The organism is Novosphingobium sp. FSW06-99, assembly GCF_001519065.1.
GTDB lineage: Bacteria > Pseudomonadota > Alphaproteobacteria > Sphingomonadales > Sphingomonadaceae > Novosphingobium.
On sequence record NZ_KQ954252.1, the window covers coordinates 177,836 to 192,720 of the forward strand.

13 protein-coding genes and 1 tRNA gene are annotated in these 14,885 nt (G+C 64.7%); 11 read left to right on the forward strand and 3 right to left on the reverse strand.

Translation table 11 applies throughout. The annotated features are described in order from the left end of the window. Positions 1-67: 67 nt before the first annotated feature. The 3 genes from AQZ49_RS03440 (at position 68) to AQZ49_RS03450 (ending at position 4,410) form a co-directional block, all read left to right on the forward strand. On the forward strand, positions 68-1,228 hold the full coding sequence (locus AQZ49_RS03440) for an MlaA family lipoprotein (protein WP_231738846.1): 1,161 nt from the start codon (positions 68-70) through the stop codon (positions 1,226-1,228). A gap of 203 nt (positions 1,229-1,431) precedes the next feature. After that, a complete protein-coding gene (gene lon, locus AQZ49_RS03445) occupies positions 1,432-3,837 on the forward strand; it encodes an endopeptidase La (protein WP_067612979.1) in 2,406 nt (801 codons plus the stop codon). A gap of 300 nt (positions 3,838-4,137) precedes the next feature. Then, positions 4,138-4,410: an HU family DNA-binding protein gene (locus AQZ49_RS03450; protein ID WP_067612981.1), complete on the forward strand. Its 273-nt coding sequence runs from the start codon at positions 4,138-4,140 to the stop codon at positions 4,408-4,410. A gap of 88 nt (positions 4,411-4,498) precedes the next feature. Here the strand turns inward: AQZ49_RS03450 and rlmB are convergent, their stop codons facing one another. Continuing rightward, the gene (gene rlmB / locus AQZ49_RS03455) at positions 4,499-5,371 is read right to left on the reverse strand and encodes a 23S rRNA (guanosine(2251)-2'-O)-methyltransferase RlmB (RefSeq protein WP_067612983.1); all 873 of its coding nucleotides are present in this window, start codon (positions 5,369-5,371) and stop codon (positions 4,499-4,501) included. Positions 5,372-5,558: 187 nt separating this feature from the next. On the opposite strand from rlmB, the gene AQZ49_RS03460 reads away from it, so the two are divergent. Continuing rightward, positions 5,559-5,644: transfer RNA gene (locus AQZ49_RS03460), tRNA-Tyr, on the forward strand. 85 nt (positions 5,645-5,729) lie between these two features. Here the strand turns inward: AQZ49_RS03460 and AQZ49_RS03465 are convergent. Next, a complete protein-coding gene (locus tag AQZ49_RS03465; RefSeq protein ID WP_067612985.1) occupies positions 5,730-7,925 on the reverse strand; it encodes a tetratricopeptide repeat protein in 2,196 nt (731 codons plus the stop codon). 323 nt (positions 7,926-8,248) lie between these two features. Here AQZ49_RS03465 and AQZ49_RS03470 point away from each other — a divergent pair, with 323 nt between their 5' ends. From AQZ49_RS03470 to AQZ49_RS03485, 4 genes are all read left to right on the forward strand, one after another. After that, on the forward strand, positions 8,249-9,097 hold the full coding sequence (locus AQZ49_RS03470; RefSeq protein WP_082701295.1) for a DMT family transporter: 849 nt from the start codon (positions 8,249-8,251) through the stop codon (positions 9,095-9,097). A 156-nt stretch (positions 9,098-9,253) separates the two neighbouring features. Continuing rightward, entirely contained in the window at positions 9,254-9,685 is a 432-nt protein-coding gene (locus AQZ49_RS03475; protein ID WP_067612989.1) for a hypothetical protein, read from the forward strand. Positions 9,686-9,806: 121 nt separating this feature from the next. Further along, the gene (locus tag AQZ49_RS03480) at positions 9,807-10,556 is read left to right on the forward strand and encodes a phosphatidylserine decarboxylase (RefSeq protein ID WP_067612991.1); all 750 of its coding nucleotides are present in this window, start codon (positions 9,807-9,809) and stop codon (positions 10,554-10,556) included. Further along, positions 10,553-11,392 carry a CDP-alcohol phosphatidyltransferase family protein gene (locus AQZ49_RS03485; RefSeq protein WP_067612993.1) on the forward strand — a complete coding sequence of 280 codons (840 nt, stop codon included), beginning with the start codon at positions 10,553-10,555 and terminating at the stop codon, positions 11,390-11,392. Before AQZ49_RS03480 ends, AQZ49_RS03485 begins: the two co-directional genes overlap by 4 nt. Here the strand turns inward: AQZ49_RS03485 and AQZ49_RS22495 are convergent. Then, positions 11,334-11,633 carry a hypothetical protein gene (locus AQZ49_RS22495; protein WP_082701296.1) on the reverse strand — a complete coding sequence of 100 codons (300 nt, stop codon included), beginning with the start codon at positions 11,631-11,633 and terminating at the stop codon, positions 11,334-11,336. The two genes, AQZ49_RS03485 and AQZ49_RS22495, sit on opposite strands and share 59 nt — an antisense overlap. Before the next feature lie 493 nt (positions 11,634-12,126). Here AQZ49_RS22495 and rpsB point away from each other — a divergent pair, with 493 nt between their 5' ends. The 3 genes from rpsB to pyrH all read left to right on the forward strand — a co-directional run bounded on the left by rpsB (position 12,127) and on the right by pyrH (position 14,884). Continuing rightward, positions 12,127-12,882, forward strand: coding sequence for a 30S ribosomal protein S2 (gene rpsB / locus AQZ49_RS03495; RefSeq protein WP_067612995.1), 756 nt, complete (start codon positions 12,127-12,129; stop codon positions 12,880-12,882). A gap of 118 nt (positions 12,883-13,000) precedes the next feature. Next, positions 13,001-13,927 (forward strand): translation elongation factor Ts, encoded by a 927-nt coding sequence (gene tsf, locus AQZ49_RS03500; protein WP_067612997.1) that lies wholly within the window; start codon positions 13,001-13,003, stop codon positions 13,925-13,927. A 222-nt stretch (positions 13,928-14,149) separates the two neighbouring features. Then, the gene (gene pyrH, locus AQZ49_RS03505; protein WP_067612999.1) at positions 14,150-14,884 is read left to right on the forward strand and encodes a UMP kinase; all 735 of its coding nucleotides are present in this window, start codon (positions 14,150-14,152) and stop codon (positions 14,882-14,884) included. Position 14,885 lies beyond the last annotated feature (1 nt).

A 14,885-nucleotide genomic window follows, 5' to 3' on the forward strand; every position in this document is an offset into this window, starting at 1 on the left:
TAAACGCCATAGCTTGCGGGGCGGTTCGCCCCGTTTGCGCCGTATGGCGAAAGGATTGAATTTGATCGTGCTTTCCGCCGTGCTTGCGGCATCGTTGACTCAAACCGGGTTGCCGGATCAGGCGGTAGCGGCTGCGCCGCAGCCCGAGGCCGCCGCGCCGGTCAACCCTGCGCCACCGCCGGCGCCCGCCACACCGCCCAGTACCACACCGCCCAGTACCACACCGGCCAGCACCACGCCCGACAGCGCAGCGACCACCGTCGCCAGCACGCCCGACACTGCGCCTGCCGTAGCCAAGCCCGACCAGACGCCTCCGGCCAAGCCCGCCACCAGCGAAATCGTCGTGTCGGGCCAACAGCGGATGAAGCGGCTCGACCCGGTCGAAGGGATCAACAAGGTCAGCTTTCAGGCTATTGAAGGCGTCGACAAGGCGTTGATCGGCCCGGTCATCCATGTCTATCGCGACCGCATTCCCGGCCCGATCCGTCAGGGGCTGCACAATTTCTTCTTCAATCTGACCGAGCCGGTCAACGCGGTGAACTATGTCCTGCAATTGCACCCCGGCAAGGCGCTCAAGACCGTGGCGCGGTTCGGCATCAACTCGACTGTCGGCGTCGGCGGGCTGATCGATGTCGCCAAGAAGAAGCCGTTCAACATCTATTATCGCCCCAACGGGTTCGGCAACACGTTCGGCTATTGGGGCATCGGGCCCGGGCCCTATCTGTTCCTGCCGCTGGTCGGGCCGACCAATGTGCGCGACCTGATCGGCTCGCTGCTCGATCAGGCGGCTTTGCCGGCCGTCGTCAAGCCGCTGAACAACTATTACTATGTGCTGGCCGCCGGGGTGATCACCGAACTCGACTACCGTGTCGATATCGATGCCGGGGTGGAGCGCGTGCGCAAGACCAGCAATGTCTATGCCTCGTATCGCCAGGCCTATATGAAGGCGCGCTTCGAAGAGATCGAGGCGCTGCACGGTCGCGGCCCGCTGGCCAAGGGCGAGATCGGCCAGCCACCATTTGTACGCCCGCTGTTTCCCGAAGGTGGCGCCGCGCCTGCCGCCACGCCGTCTGGCACTACCCCGCCCGCCGCCGCGCTGGTGCCCGCGCCGACGGCTGCCCCGGCGCCTGCCGCACCCCTGCCGCCCGTGTTCATAGCGGTGCCGATTGTCGAACCGCATGCGGTGGTCCAACCCCTGCCACCCGGGTATCATCCCGGCGGAAGCTGATCGCGCGGGGGAGCGGGCCGGTGCCGTCTTCCCGCGTGCCGCCCCTGAAACCGCGCGGTTGTCTACCGTCTTTGGGGAAAGGGCATTGCGGCCACGCCACGGTGATCCCATATCTGCGGCAAGCCCCGTAACGGGCCTGCCGGTCGAGCGCGTTCACGCGCGGGGCTGACGGGGTCAAGGCGGGGGAAAGGAACCGGATTTCAATGCAACATTATCCTCTTTTGCCGCTGCGCGATATCGTGGTGTTCCCCGGCATGGTCGTGCCGCTGTTTGTCGGTCGGGAAAAGTCGGTTGCCGCGCTCGAAGCGGCAATGGGCGGGGCCAAGGATATTTTCCTGCTTGCCCAGCTTGATCCCGGCATCGATGATCCCGATCACGACGATCTCTATGATACCGGCGTCATTGCCAAAGTGCTGCAATTGCTGAAATTGCCCGATGGCACCGTGCGCGTGCTGGTCGAAGGCAACCAGCGCGCCCGGCTGGCCGATCTGGCGTCCGAATCCAGCCCGCACGGCGCGATGCTGGTGGCCGGGGTCGAACCGATCGAACCGATTGCGGTGGCCAGCGCCGAAGTGTCGGCAATGATGCGCCAGGTGGTCGAACAGTTCGGCGAATATGCCAAGCTGTCGAAGAAATTGCCGCAGGATGCGGGCTCGCAACTCGGCGAAATCGACGACGCGGGCAAGCTGGCCGACGCGGTGGCCGCCAATCTGGCCGCAAAAGTCGCCGACAAGCAGGCCGTGCTGTCCGAAGTCGATGCCTTGCGTCGGCTGGAAATGGTGCTCTCGTTCATGGAGGGCGAGCTTGGTGTGCTGCAGGTCGAACGCAAGATCCGGGGCCGGGTCAAGCGCCAGATGGAAAAGACCCAGCGCGAATATTACCTCAACGAACAGTTGAAGGCGATCCAGTCCGAACTCGGCGGCAGCGATGAAGGCGGCAGCAACGAGATCGACGAACTGGCCGAGCGCATCGAAAAGCTCAAGCTGTCGAAGGACGCACGCGCCAAGGCGGTGGCCGAGCTGAAAAAGCTCAAGACCATGCAGCCGATGTCGGCCGAAGCGACGGTGATCCGCAACTATCTCGACGTGTTGCTGGGCCTGCCGTGGGGCAAGCGCAGCAAGCTCAAGCGCGACATCGCCACCGCGCAGGACGTGCTCGATGCCGATCACTATGCGCTCGACAAGGTCAAGGACCGGATCATCGAGTATCTGGCCGTCCAGGCCCGCACCAACAAGCTGAAGGGGCCGATCCTGTGCCTTGTCGGCCCGCCGGGCGTGGGCAAGACCAGCCTGGGCAAATCGATTGCCCGGGCGACCGGTCGCCAGTTCATCCGCCAGTCGCTGGGCGGCGTGCGTGACGAGGCCGAGATCCGCGGCCACCGACGCACCTATATCGGCTCGCTGCCGGGCAAGATCGTGACCAACCTGCGCAAGGCGGAAACGATGAACCCGCTGTTCCTGCTCGATGAAATCGACAAGCTGGGGCAGGATTTCCGGGGCGATCCGGCCTCTGCGCTGCTCGAAGTGCTCGATCCCGAACAGAACGCAAAGTTCCAGGATCACTATCTGGAGGTCGATGTCGACTTGTCCGACGTGATGTTCGTGTGCACCGCCAACAGCCTCAATCTGCCCCAGGCACTGCTCGATCGCATGGAGATCATCCGGCTTGAAGGCTATACCGAGGACGAAAAGGTCGAGATTGCCGAGCGCCATCTGGTGGCCAAGCAAGTCGAGGCGCATGGGCTGAAGGCGGGCGAATTCACGCTCGAACACGATGCCTTGCGCGATCTGATCCGCTATTACACCCGTGAAGCCGGGGTGCGCACGCTCGAACGCGAGATTGCGCGGCTGGCCCGCAAGGCGTTGCGGCGCATTCTCGAAGGCAAGGATACGGCGGTCACCGTGACGCCGGAAAACCTTGCCGACTTTGCAGGCGTGCGCAAGTTCCGCCATGGCGTGTCGGATGATGAAAACCAGGTCGGCGCAGTGACGGGCCTGGCGTGGACCGAAGTCGGCGGCGAACTGCTGACGATCGAAAGCGTTACGGTGCCGGGCAAGGGCGCGGTGCGCACCACCGGCAAGCTGGGCGAAGTGATGAGCGAATCCGTCCAGATGGCGTTCAGCTTCGTCAAGTCGCGCGGGCCGACGTATGGCATCCGGCCCTCGATCTTTCAGCGCAAGGACCTGCACGTGCACTTGCCCGAAGGCGCGGTGCCCAAGGACGGGCCAAGCGCCGGGGTCGGCATGGTCACCGCCATGGTATCCACGCTGACCGGGATTGCGGTGCGTGCCGATGTGGCGATGACTGGCGAGGTTACGCTGCGTGGCCGGGTTCTGGCGATCGGCGGGTTGAAGGAAAAGCTGCTCGCGGCCTTGCGCGGCGGCATCAAGACCGTGCTGATCCCCGAGGAAAACCGCAAGGATCTGGCGGAAATCCCCGCCAACATCCTCGAAGGCCTGGAAATCGTGCCGGTCAGCCATGTCGATGACGTGCTGGGGATCGCGCTGGTATCGCGCCCCGAACCGATCGAATGGACCGAGGCCGACGATCTGGCCAGCCAGCCGGGCAGTCCGGTTGCCGCCGCGATCGTGCCGCCAACCGCGCACTGATCGGGCGTTGCGATGATGAATGCCCCCGTGCCCCGCACGGGGGCATTCGTTTGCCTGCTGTGCCTGTTGCACTTGCTGTAACGCTGGTGCAAAAATTGTGTGCGCGCGCGAAAGCGCCGGGCAAGGGCACCCCGGCAAGCCTTTGCGGATCGGAAATCTCCCGGATTTAGTGGAAAAATCAGCCGATTCCCGCGCATTTGTCTTTGACAGTGGCGGCCTTCTCCGTTCATGTCCGCCACCTCGTCATATTGATTCCGAATTCATCTTGACCTGCAGAACAACAAAGTAGGGGGTTCCCATATGAACAAGAACGATCTGATCAGCGCTGTTGCCGATGCCAGCGGTCTGACCAAGGGTGATGCGACCAAGGCGGTGGAAGCCGTGTTTGATTCCGTCACCGGCGCGCTGGCCAAGGGCGACGAAGTGCGTCTGGTCGGTTTCGGCACTTTCTCGGTTGCCAAGCGCAAGGCTTCGACCGGCCGTAACCCGCGCACGGGCGAACCGATGTCGATCAAGGCTTCGGCGCAGCCGAAGTTCAAGGCTGGCAAGGGCCTGAAGGACGCTGTCAACTGAGACAGGCACCGGGTCGACCGGTCGACCGGTCGGCAACCCAAAAAACCGCGCCCGGCATAGCCAGGGCGCGGTTTTTTTGTGGTATTGCTCAGTCGGTCTTTTCGCGGATCGACGCGGCATAGAGCGCAATCGCCGCTGCGGTTGAAACGTTCAGGCTTTCGATCGCGCGCGAAATCGGCAGGCGCGCCACCGCATCGCAATGGTCGAGCACATTGCGGCGAATGCCGTCGCCTTCGGCGCCCAGCACCAGCGCGACCGGGCCACCAGGCAGCGCCGAGGGGAACGTCGCCTTGCCTTCGCCATCGAGCGCGATGCGCCAGTAGCCCGCCTCGGAAATCGTTTCGAGCGCGCGCGCCAGATTGACCACCCGCACCCATGGCACCAGTTCCAGCGCGCCCGAGGCCGATTTGGCCAATGTGCCGGATTCGGGCGGCGCATGGCGATCCTGGGTGATCAGCCCGGCCACATCGAACGCTGCGCAACTGCGCAGGATCGCGCCGACGTTGTGCGGATCGGTCACCTGGTCGAGCAGCACGATCGTGCGCCCTTCGGCCTCGTCGAGCAGTTCGCCGAGCACGAGGTCGGGCAGCGGCGCACAATCAAGCACCAGGCCCTGATGCGGCGAATCGCGCGCGACCAGTCGGCCAAGGTCGGCGGCCTGGGCATATTCGATCGGTAGCGAGGTCGGCAATTCGGCATCATGGTCGTCGAGCATGGCCTGGATCGCCTCACGCGTGCCCCACAGCTTTTTTGCGACCCGTTCGGGATTGGTCAGCGCTGCCTCGACCGCATGGCGGCCCCACAGCCGCACTGCGCCTGCCGCGCCGCGGCCGCCCGAGCCGCGTCCGCCATGCATCCGCCCTTCGCGCCCGCGCAACGAAGTCTTGGGCCGACCACTGTCGTTGACCCCTTCGCGGGCAGTGCGGGAACGATCGTCTGACGGGCGACGGGGCGAGGCCATGGCGGGATGCTTTCGTAAGGAGGCAGTTTGCGTGAAAATTTCCTGCGCCCTGTGCCAGCCCCCCCATTGACAGGCAAGCCCTGCTTCGCCATTGGGGCGCCTCCCTCGGCCGGTAACGCCGCTTTCGCTTCTGGCGAAACGGTATTTGCAGGCCCCTGACAGGGCCCGACACCGGCAGATCTGGTGTGGACAGGTGGCCGAGTGGTTAATGGCAGCAGACTGTAAATCTGCCCGCGAGAGCGTACGGTGGTTCGAATCCACCCCTGTCCACCACACCAGCCCATCCGCAAGACGGCGCGGACCGTCGCCGGATCCATCCCGTCCCTGCGCGGCAGGCGGCACAATCGGCTTCATGTGGTCATGCGTTGAGGAAAAGCCGTTGCATGGCGTCTATTGCGGCGCTGTTGCCGTCTGCGCGTGGGGCAGCCTCTGCCAGGGCGTGGCGGCGGCGGGAGCGATCGCTGCGGCTTTGATGGCTGTGTTCGATGGCCTGCGCGACATAGTGGTCCGGATCGCGGGCGATGCCGTCGGTGTGGCCGATTTGCTGCAACAATCCCGCGGCGAGCCGCTGACGCATCGCGGGCCCGGCAAGGGTCACGATCGGTGTGCCGCGATGGATCGCCTGCCAGGCCGTCGTATAGCCGGAGAACGCCGGGCAATCGAGCATCACGTCCATGGCGTCGAGAAAGCCGAGGAATTCCGCCTCGTCCATCCAGGGGGTGGCATGCAGATGGCGGGCGGGGTCGAGCCCGGCGGCGGCGAATGCCGCGGTCAGGCGCTGCATCAGCAGTTGGCTTGCCCAGGGATGTTTGCGCGATTGCACAACCCAGAATTCGGACGGGCCGGCGTCTTGGGCAATGCGCGCAAACAGCGCGTCGTCGCGGGGATCGAATTTCATCGGTTGCTGGCATAGCGCAAAGCGCACGTGGCCGGGCTGACGCTGCGGACCGTTCCAATGGCGCGACGTCGGCGTCTCGAAACGGGTGAGCACGCCCGTTCCCGGCAGCCGGATCAGCCTCTCGGTATAGTGTGCGTCGGCATTGTCCGGCTCGATCAGGTCGCCCGACAGATAGGCGTCGATGCTCGGCAACCCGGTGGTGACGGGATGGCCCCAGCTTGCCATTTGCAGCCTGGCCAGCCGCAGCGGTGCGAGCGCGCCGACCACCGGGTCCATGCCGACTTCGGGGTAGAGCAGAATGTCGGGGGCCTCTTGGCCGATATGGTCGGCCCACTGGTCGATCGAACGAGGCTGGCACCGGTAATGATCGACCGCGCGCGCGGCCCATTCGGTGTCTGCATCGCGAAAGTCGCCCGTGTCATAGAGCCGGATGTCAAACCGGTTGCGATCGAGCCCTTCGAGAATGCCGCGCAGGATGACCTTCCAGACCGGATGCGCCCGCACCTGCCCGCTGACGATGCCAAGGCGCAACCGCGCGCGGCCTGTCACGGCAGGGGCCGGGAAGGGGGGGCGGGCGTGCCCGGCGTCGCGGCAGACCAGTCGCCCGAAACGCGCGAGCGACGCGGTGACATTGTCCCGGCGATAGGCGAGCAGGAACGGCTGAACACTGCCGATTGCTTTGGCCAGGGCGCCAGGATGCGCGGCTGTCCATTCCTCCAGCTCTGTGGTTGCTTGCGCAAAATCGGGCAGCACTTGCGCGCTTTGTGCCACCTGTGAGGTCATCATCGGAATGGCCGCCACCGCGTGCGCCAGGCGAGCTGCGGCATGGTGGGGCGAGCGCGCTATGATCGCGCGATAGTGGGCGATTGCTTCGCCGCGTGCGCCAAGCTCGAACAACGCATGGCCCAGATGCAGCGTCGCCTCGTCATGATCGGGCCTGATCTTGAGCACGGCGTGAAACGCGTCGGCGGCCTGGGCAACGGCATTGCGCTTCATCAGCGCAAGGCCGAGGTTGTAGTGCGCCTCGGCCTGGCCGGGATGGTGCTGGATGACCGCGCGGCAGGTGCGCTCTGCCTCGTCGAGCTTGCCCATCGTCAGCAGCAGGCCGGCGGCGTTGATGCGCGCGGCCGCAAACTGCGGGTCGATCTGGCTGGCGCGGTGAAAGCTCTGCAAGGCGGCGTCCGGCTGGCCGATGGCGGCCTGGCAATTGCCCAGATTGTTCCACACATCGCGCAAGTTCGGATTGAGCCGGAGCGCGGCGAGATACGTCTTGGCCGCCGCTTCGACCTCTTCCAGCGCCTGTAGCACGACGCCGAGGTTATACAGCGCGGCAAGGTGGTCCGGTTTGACTTGCAGCGCGTGGCGCAGGGCCTGCGCGGCGGCATGGTTGTCACCCGTGGCGTGCAGGACGATGCCCAGATTGGTGTGAAACCCTGGCACGCGCGGATTGATCGCGATTGCCTGCTCGATGCGGCTGAGCGCGAGCGGCGTGTTGCCTTGCGCGTAATCGATCATGCCAAGCAGGTTGAGCGCGTCAGGCTGACGCGGGTCGGCCTGCAGAACGCGCTCGTAGTGCAGTCTTGCTTCGGTCAGGCGGCCGGCCTGGTGGTGGCTGCCACCGGCCATGATCGTCGCACGGACAAGTTCGGGGGTCATGCGCGGGGTCCCGGCAGGATAGGCACGTCAACCTCCGTCAGATGAACCGTTTGTTTCTGGTTGGTTAATCACGGATTGCCGGAAACATCGCCGATGTCAAAAGACGATTTGATATCGCTATCACGATTGTGGCCCGACAGGACTTCTGGCGCCGCCGGCGGCCATCCATTTTGCTAATGACGGGCAAGGTGCTTGTCCGGGGCGGTCGGGGCAGGTACCGCTGTGGTATCCAAACCCCTTGAAATGTGGAGCATGCCTTGGTTGGCGGTTTGCCCGGTGGACCGTCCATTACAGATCCGCGCGCGCGCCTGGTCGGTATTGTGATGGTTGCGGCCTCGGCGGTGTTGTGGAGCACGGCGGGGCTGTTTGTGCGGCTGGCTTCGCTCGATACGCCTTCGCTGGTGCTGTGGCGCTCGTTGTTTGCGGCGCTGACGCTGGGTGGGCTGGCGCTGGCGCGCGGCGGCCCGGCGCGGATGCTGGCGGTGCGCCACAGCGGGTGGATCGGGGTGCTGTTTGTCGGCACTTCGGTGGTATCGAGCACGGCCTATGTGCTGTCGCTGCGGCTGACCAGCGTGGCCAATGTGATGACGGTCTATGCCGCGCTGCCGTTCATCGCCACGGGCATCGCGTTCGTGTGGATCCGCGAAAGGGTCAGTCGGCGTTTTCTGGTGGCGGGCGCGCTGGCGACCGGCGGGATCGTGGCCAGCGCAGGGGGATCGAGCGGGTTTGGCGATCTGGCCGGGATTGCGGCGGCGCTGGTGATGACGGTGGGCTTTGCCGTGCAACTCGTCGGCATCCGGCGCCATGGGCGGGTCGATGTGATGGCGCTCAATGCCTGTGCGGCGGCGTCGTGCGTGCCATTGATGATCCCGTTTGCGCAATGGGTCCTGCCGGGGCCGGGGCAACTCGTATGGTGCGCGTGTTATGGCGCGCTGACCACCGGGTTTGCCTATGTGCTGGCGCTCGAAGGCGGGCGGCGCGTGTCGCCGGGCGAAGTGGGGTTCATTTCGATGCTCGATGTCGTGCTGGGGCCGCTGTGGGTCTGGCTGGCATTCGGGGAACGGCCGGGCGCGCTGGTGATCGCCGGGGGCGCGGTCGTGCTGGGGTCTGTCGCCTGGTATCTGTGGAGCAGCGCAGTATCGTCGGTGGACGGCGAATCTGCGACGAATTGACCGTTCCGATCGATTGACCGCGCGGCGCAAGGATTGCCCGGTTTGTCGCATCCGCACGCGCCGGCGCGGGTAAACCTTTTCCATTCATGTTTGTGACAGCTCGGTCGCCGAACAGTGGCGGGCATGGGGCGGGCTCAATCAGGAAAGGACCGAGCGATGCAACACATGTCTTCCCACCGGCTGCCCCGCATGGTGCTGGCTGCCGCGCTTTTGCCCATGGCCCTGGCGGGCTGCGCCACGACCGGATCGGTCAAGCGCGCGCAAGCCAGTGCCGATGCGGCCATGGCCCGCGCCAATGCCGCCGCCGATGCGGCCCAGCATGCCCAGGGCAGCGCCGATGCGGCGATGGGCGCTGCGCAGCATGCGCAAGGCACGGCCGATGGCGCCGCCAGTGCCGCGCAAGGTGCGGGCACCACCGCGCAGGCCGCGCTGACTGCCGGGCAAAGTGCCGACAATCGGATCAGCGTGCTCGAAAGCCGTCTGCACAGGCTTGAACAGGCGCGGGCCCGCGAAGGCCGCAAGCATCGCCACCATCACCGGCACCATGCTGCGACGGCCTGCCCGGTCAAGCCAAAGGCGGCGAAATAGCCCTCCGGGGTGGCGGGCACTGACCGGTTGACGACGGCGCAAGTGTGGCATGAGCCGGGGCTCGATGCACTTTTGGCAAGGCTTGTTTTGCAATTGTGCCGTCATCGACTAGAAGCCCGCCATGCCTGGAGACATTCTTGACAATCGCGGTCGCGGTACCGCCGGCTGGAGCTGGCCCTCGATCCATCCCGAAGGCCGCAAGTTCGGGGCTATTGCCGCGATCATAACGGTGGTGGCGTTCCTGTTCGGCGGAAGCCTGCTGGCCTGGCCGCTGGCCATGCTGACATTGGGGGTGCTGGCGTTTTTCCGCGACCCGGAACGCGTAACCCCGCGCGGCGATGCGTTCATCGTCGCACCCGCCGACGGGCTGATCACGCTGATCCAGAAAGTGCCGCCCCCGCGCGAGCTGTCGGCCAACGATGGCACCGGGGTGATCGCCATGGGCACTGCGCCGGTGACGCGGGTGTCGATTTTCATGTCGGTGTTCGACGTGCATATCAACCGTGCGCCGATCGGTGGCACGGTGCGCCGGGTGGTTTATATCCCCGGCAAGTTCCTCAACGCCGATCTCGACAAGGCGAGCGAAGAAAACGAGCGCCAGCATTTCCTGATCGAGCGTGGCGACGGGTTGCAGATCGGCTTTACCCAGATTGCCGGGCTGATCGCGCGACGGATCGTGCCATTCGTCAAGGCGGGCGACATTGTCGCGGTGGGCCAGCGAATCGGGCTGATCCGCTTTGGCAGCCGGGTCGATGTCTATCTGCCCGAAGGGACCGAGCCGCAGGTGTTGATCGGGCAACGCGTGGTGGCCGGTGAAACGGTGATTGCCCAGCTCGGCCAGGCGCCGCTGATCGAAGGTGTGCGGCAGTGATCGACGACGCCGACGCGTTCGACGATGACGAGGCCAGCGGGTATGATTTCGGCAGGCGGCCGCTGCCGCGCGGGCTGACGCTGCGCGCATTGGTGCCCAATGCGATCACGTCGGCGGCGCTGTGCTGCGGGCTGACCGGGATCCGCTTTGCCATTGGCGGCGATTTCCGTTCCGCCGTGCTGGCGGTGATCCTGGCCGGGATGCTCGACGGGATCGACGGGCGCGTGGCCCGCGCGATGCGCGCGCAATCGCGCTTTGGCGCCGAACTGGACAGCCTGTCCGATGCCATTGCGTTCGGCGTGGCCCCGGCGCTGATTCTCTATCTGTGGTCGCTGCAGCAAGTGCCGCGCTTTGGCTGGTTTGCCGCGCTGGCGCTGGCGGTGTGCTGCGCGCTGCGGCTGGCGCGCTTCAACGCGCAGATCGACATGGCCGACCAACCGCACAAAAGCGCCGGTTTCCTCACCGGGGTGCCCGCGCCGGTGGGGGCAGGGCTGGCGCTGATGCCGCTTTATCTGTGGATCGCCAGCGGGCGCGACGAATTTCGCCATCCTGTCGCGGTTGCCATCTGGACGGCGGTGATCGCGTTCCTGATGATTTCCAACACTGCCACGCTCGGCTGGACCGGGCTGCGTCCGCGTCGCACCATTCGGCTGGAAGTGATCGGGCTGGTCGGGCTGGTGTTTGCCGCCTTGCTGACCGAACCCTGGCTGACATTGGTCGGGGTCTGCGCGGCCTATATCGCCATGCTGCCGGTGGGTGTTCTGCGTTATCGTCGGTTCAGGCAGCAGCGCGCAGCCGCACGGGACCGCCAGATGTCCGGCGCCGAGGCGGATTGATCACCACTTGCGCCGCGGACGATGCCGCGCCGTGCCCGGTGGCCACCATTGGCGCCGGCGTGCCGTCGTGGCGCGGTGTTTCGATCAGCGTGAACAGATAGACACGGTCTTCGGCGAGGGTGCGGCGCTCTGCGGCCAGCCGTCGCACGGTTGGCAATGCCTGGCGCAGGCTGGATCCGATGACCGCCGCGCTGGCGCAACCGGCAGTGGCGAAAACGAGCGTGGCAATCAGTCCGAGCATGGCAAGCGTCCTTGATTGGCAAAACCCGGTCGCGGCGCGAAATCACGCTACGCGGGCCTTGACACCCTGTGGATGACCTGTGGATAATGGCGATCGCAGGCAGGTTGTTGCCAACCCTTGCGATGGACCGTTTGTTCCACTTTTGTTCCAAATCGTCAAGCGGTAATCCGCATTCGCCCTAAGCAATGACCCAAGGCGCTGATTTGGTATCGCTTTTTTACCTCCGAAGCGGATCGTTAGGTAACGTCTGTTGACCTTCGGTGTGGCGGGGTGATTCGCAAACCGGCTGGTTTTGTGCTGGATTTGCGGGGCCAGAGCGGCTAACGGCCCGATCCGTCACACGGCGATTCGGTGCAATTATGCATTGCGTTGCGACTCGTGCGGCACAACCCATGTTCAAATCCACATGGGCGGAGCACATACCGGTGCCTCACGCGCGCAAAGCGCGTCGGGTTCCTTCCGCCCAGAGGTCTAACCGGAAAGGAATACCCCTATGGCGGCTCCCGTCGTCACGATGAATCAGCTGATCGAAGCCGGTGCCCACTTTGGCCACCAGACCCATCGCTGGAACCCGCGGATGAAGCCGTATATCTTCGGCGCCCGCAACGGCATTCACATTCTCGACCTGTCGCAGACCGTTCCGCTGTTTGCCCGTGCGCTCGAATTCATTTCGGCGACCGTGCAGAACGGTGGCAAAGTGCTGTTCGTCGGCACCAAGCGCCAGGCGCAGGAACCGATCGCCCAGGCTGCGCGCGCGGCTGGCCAGCACTATGTCAACCACCGCTGGCTGGGCGGCATGCTGACCAACTGGAAGACCATCTCGGGCTCGATCAAGCGTTTCAAGGCGCTGGAAGAACAGCTTTCGGGTGACACCGCCGGTCTGACCAAGAAGGAAGTTCTTCAGCTCACGCGCGAACGCGACAAGCTGGAACTGTCGCTGGGCGGCATCCGCGACATGGGCGGCATTCCCGACGTGATGTTCGTGATCGACGCCAACAAGGAAGAGCTGGCGATCAAGGAAGCCAACGTGCTGGGTATTCCGGTCGTGGCCATTCTCGATTCGAACGTTTCGCCGCATGGCATCGCGTTCCCGATCCCGGCGAACGACGACGCCAGCCGCGCCATCCGTCTCTATTGCGATGCAGTGGCCGCTGCTGCCACGCGTGGTGGGCGCGATGCCCAGATCGCGTCGGGCGTTGACCTCGGCGCGCTGGACGAGCCGGTCGCCGAAGAAGCGATCGAGGCCTGATTTTTCGGGAAACGGGCGATCGGTGACAGATGTGTCACCGATCTGTCCCGCTTCATGCATACGGGCCGCAGCGGGACTTGCTGCGGCCCCACCTGTTTAAAGATGAAGGACAAACGCAATGGCCTATACCGCCGCTGACGTGAAAAACCTGCGCGAGCGCACCGGCGCCGGCATGATGGATTGCAAGAAGGCGCTTGATGAAACCGCCGGCGATTTCGAAGCCGCGGTTGACGCGCTGCGCGCCAAGGGTCTGGCCGCTGCCGCCAAGAAGTCGAGCCGCACCGCCGCCGAAGGGCTGGTCGGGGTGGTCGTTTCGGGCACCAGCGGCGTTGCTGTCGAAGTCAATTCGGAAACCGACTTCGTCGCCAAGAACGAGCAGTTCCAGGATTTCGTGCGCAAGACCACCGAAGTGGCGCTGGCGACCGCGGCGGCCGATATCGAAGCGCTGAAATCGGCGGCCTATCCCGATGGCGGTTCGGTGGCTGAAAAGCTGACCAACAATGTCGCCACGATCGGCGAAAACCAGCAGTTGCGCCGTCTGAAGCACGTCAGTGTGACGAGCGGGCTGGTGGTGCCTTATGTGCACAACGCGGCGGCTGCGGGCCTGGGCAAGATCGGCGTGCTGGTCGCGCTGGAATCCGAAGCCGGTGCCGACGTGCTCGAACCGCTGGGCAAGCAGATCGCCATGCACATCGCAGCGGCGTTCCCGCTGGCGTTGACCGCTGATGATCTCGATGCCGAACTGATCGCGCGCGAACGCAAGATCGCCGCCGAAAAGGCCGCCGAAAGCGGCAAGCCCGCTGAAGTGCAGGCCAAGATCGTCGATGGCGCGGTGGCCAAGTATGCCAAGGAAAACGCGCTGCTTTCGCAGCTCTTCGTGATCGACAACAAGACGCCGATTTCGCAAGTGGTCGAAGCCGCCGGCAAGGCAGCGGGCACCAAGATTGCGCTGGTCGATTATGTCCGCTTTCAGTTGGGCGAAGGCATCGAAAAGGAAGAAACCGACTTCGCCGCCGAAGTGGCTGCGGCTGCCGGTATCAAGTAAGGCTCGCTTGTGAAACGCGCGTAAGGGCGCGTTTCACAAGTCGGTGCCGACTTCCCGACGCCTTAGTGTCGGGCAAGCTAAGCCCCCTATGCAAACAATCCCCGCGTGTCACAGCGCGGGGATTTTTGCGTCCGGAAAAAGACCGGGACGGCCCTTGGCACGCATCGCGCGGTGCGTATAAGGGCGCCAACCAAAGTCCCCGTACAGGATAACACAAAGCCCATGACTGCCCCAGCGACCCTGCCCGCGTTCAAGCGCATTCTCTTGAAGCTGTCGGGGGAAGTCTTGATGGGCAACCAGGCGTTTGGCATCGATACCGATTTTGTTGCCAGCCTGGCCGCCGAAGTAAAGGCGGCCAAGGAAACCGGGCTGGAACTGTGCCTGGTGATCGGCGGCGGCAATATCTTTCGCGGCATGGCGGGCGCGGCCAAGGGGATGGACCGTGCGCAGGCCGATTACATGGGCATGTTGGCGACCATCATGAACGCGCTGGCGATGCAGTCTGCGCTGGAAAAGCTGGGCGTTGATACGCGCGTGCAATCAGCGATCCAGATGGACGCGGTGTGCGAACCGCTGATCCGCCGCCGCGCCGAACGCCATCTTGAAAAAGGCCGCGTGGTGATCTTTGCCGCAGGGGTCGGCGCGCCCTATTTCACGACCGATTCAGGCGCTGCCCTGCGCGCGGCGGAAATGCAGTGCGACGCGCTGTTCAAGGGCACCAGTGTCGACGGCGTCTATAATGCCGATCCGAAAAAGGACCCCGACGCGCGCCGCTATGACACCATCGATTACGACACCGTGCTGGCCGACAATCTGCAAGTGATGGATGCATCGGCGGTGGCATTGTGCCGCGACAACGCGATACCCATCGTGGTGTTCTCGATCCGCGAGCAGGGCAATCTGGCCAAAGTCTTGGCAGGTGCCGGCACGCAGACAATTGTCAGGAAGGATAGCTGAA

Bases quoted from the DNA above. Each gene is read 5' to 3' on its own strand.
- tsf (WP_067612997.1), top strand. From the start codon at position 13,001: ATGGCCTATACCGCCGCTGACGTGAAAAACCTGCGCGAGCGCACCGGC.
- rlmB (WP_067612983.1), bottom strand. From the start codon at position 5,371: ATGGCCTCGCCCCGTCGCCCGTCAGACGATCGTTCCCGCACTGCCCGC.
- pyrH (WP_067612999.1), top strand. From the start codon at position 14,150: ATGACTGCCCCAGCGACCCTGCCCGCGTTCAAGCGCATTCTCTTGAAG.
- AQZ49_RS03475 (WP_067612989.1), top strand. From the start codon at position 9,254: ATGCAACACATGTCTTCCCACCGGCTGCCCCGCATGGTGCTGGCTGCC.
- lon (WP_067612979.1), top strand. From the start codon at position 1,432: ATGCAACATTATCCTCTTTTGCCGCTGCGCGATATCGTGGTGTTCCCC.
- AQZ49_RS03480 (WP_067612991.1), top strand. From the start codon at position 9,807: ATGCCTGGAGACATTCTTGACAATCGCGGTCGCGGTACCGCCGGCTGG.
- AQZ49_RS03450 (WP_067612981.1), top strand. From the start codon at position 4,138: ATGAACAAGAACGATCTGATCAGCGCTGTTGCCGATGCCAGCGGTCTG.
- AQZ49_RS03465 (WP_067612985.1), bottom strand. From the start codon at position 7,925: ATGACCCCCGAACTTGTCCGTGCGACGATCATGGCCGGTGGCAGCCAC.
- rpsB (WP_067612995.1), top strand. From the start codon at position 12,127: ATGGCGGCTCCCGTCGTCACGATGAATCAGCTGATCGAAGCCGGTGCC.
- AQZ49_RS22495 (WP_082701296.1), bottom strand. From the start codon at position 11,633: ATGCTCGGACTGATTGCCACGCTCGTTTTCGCCACTGCCGGTTGCGCC.
- AQZ49_RS03470 (WP_082701295.1), top strand. From the start codon at position 8,249: ATGGTTGCGGCCTCGGCGGTGTTGTGGAGCACGGCGGGGCTGTTTGTG.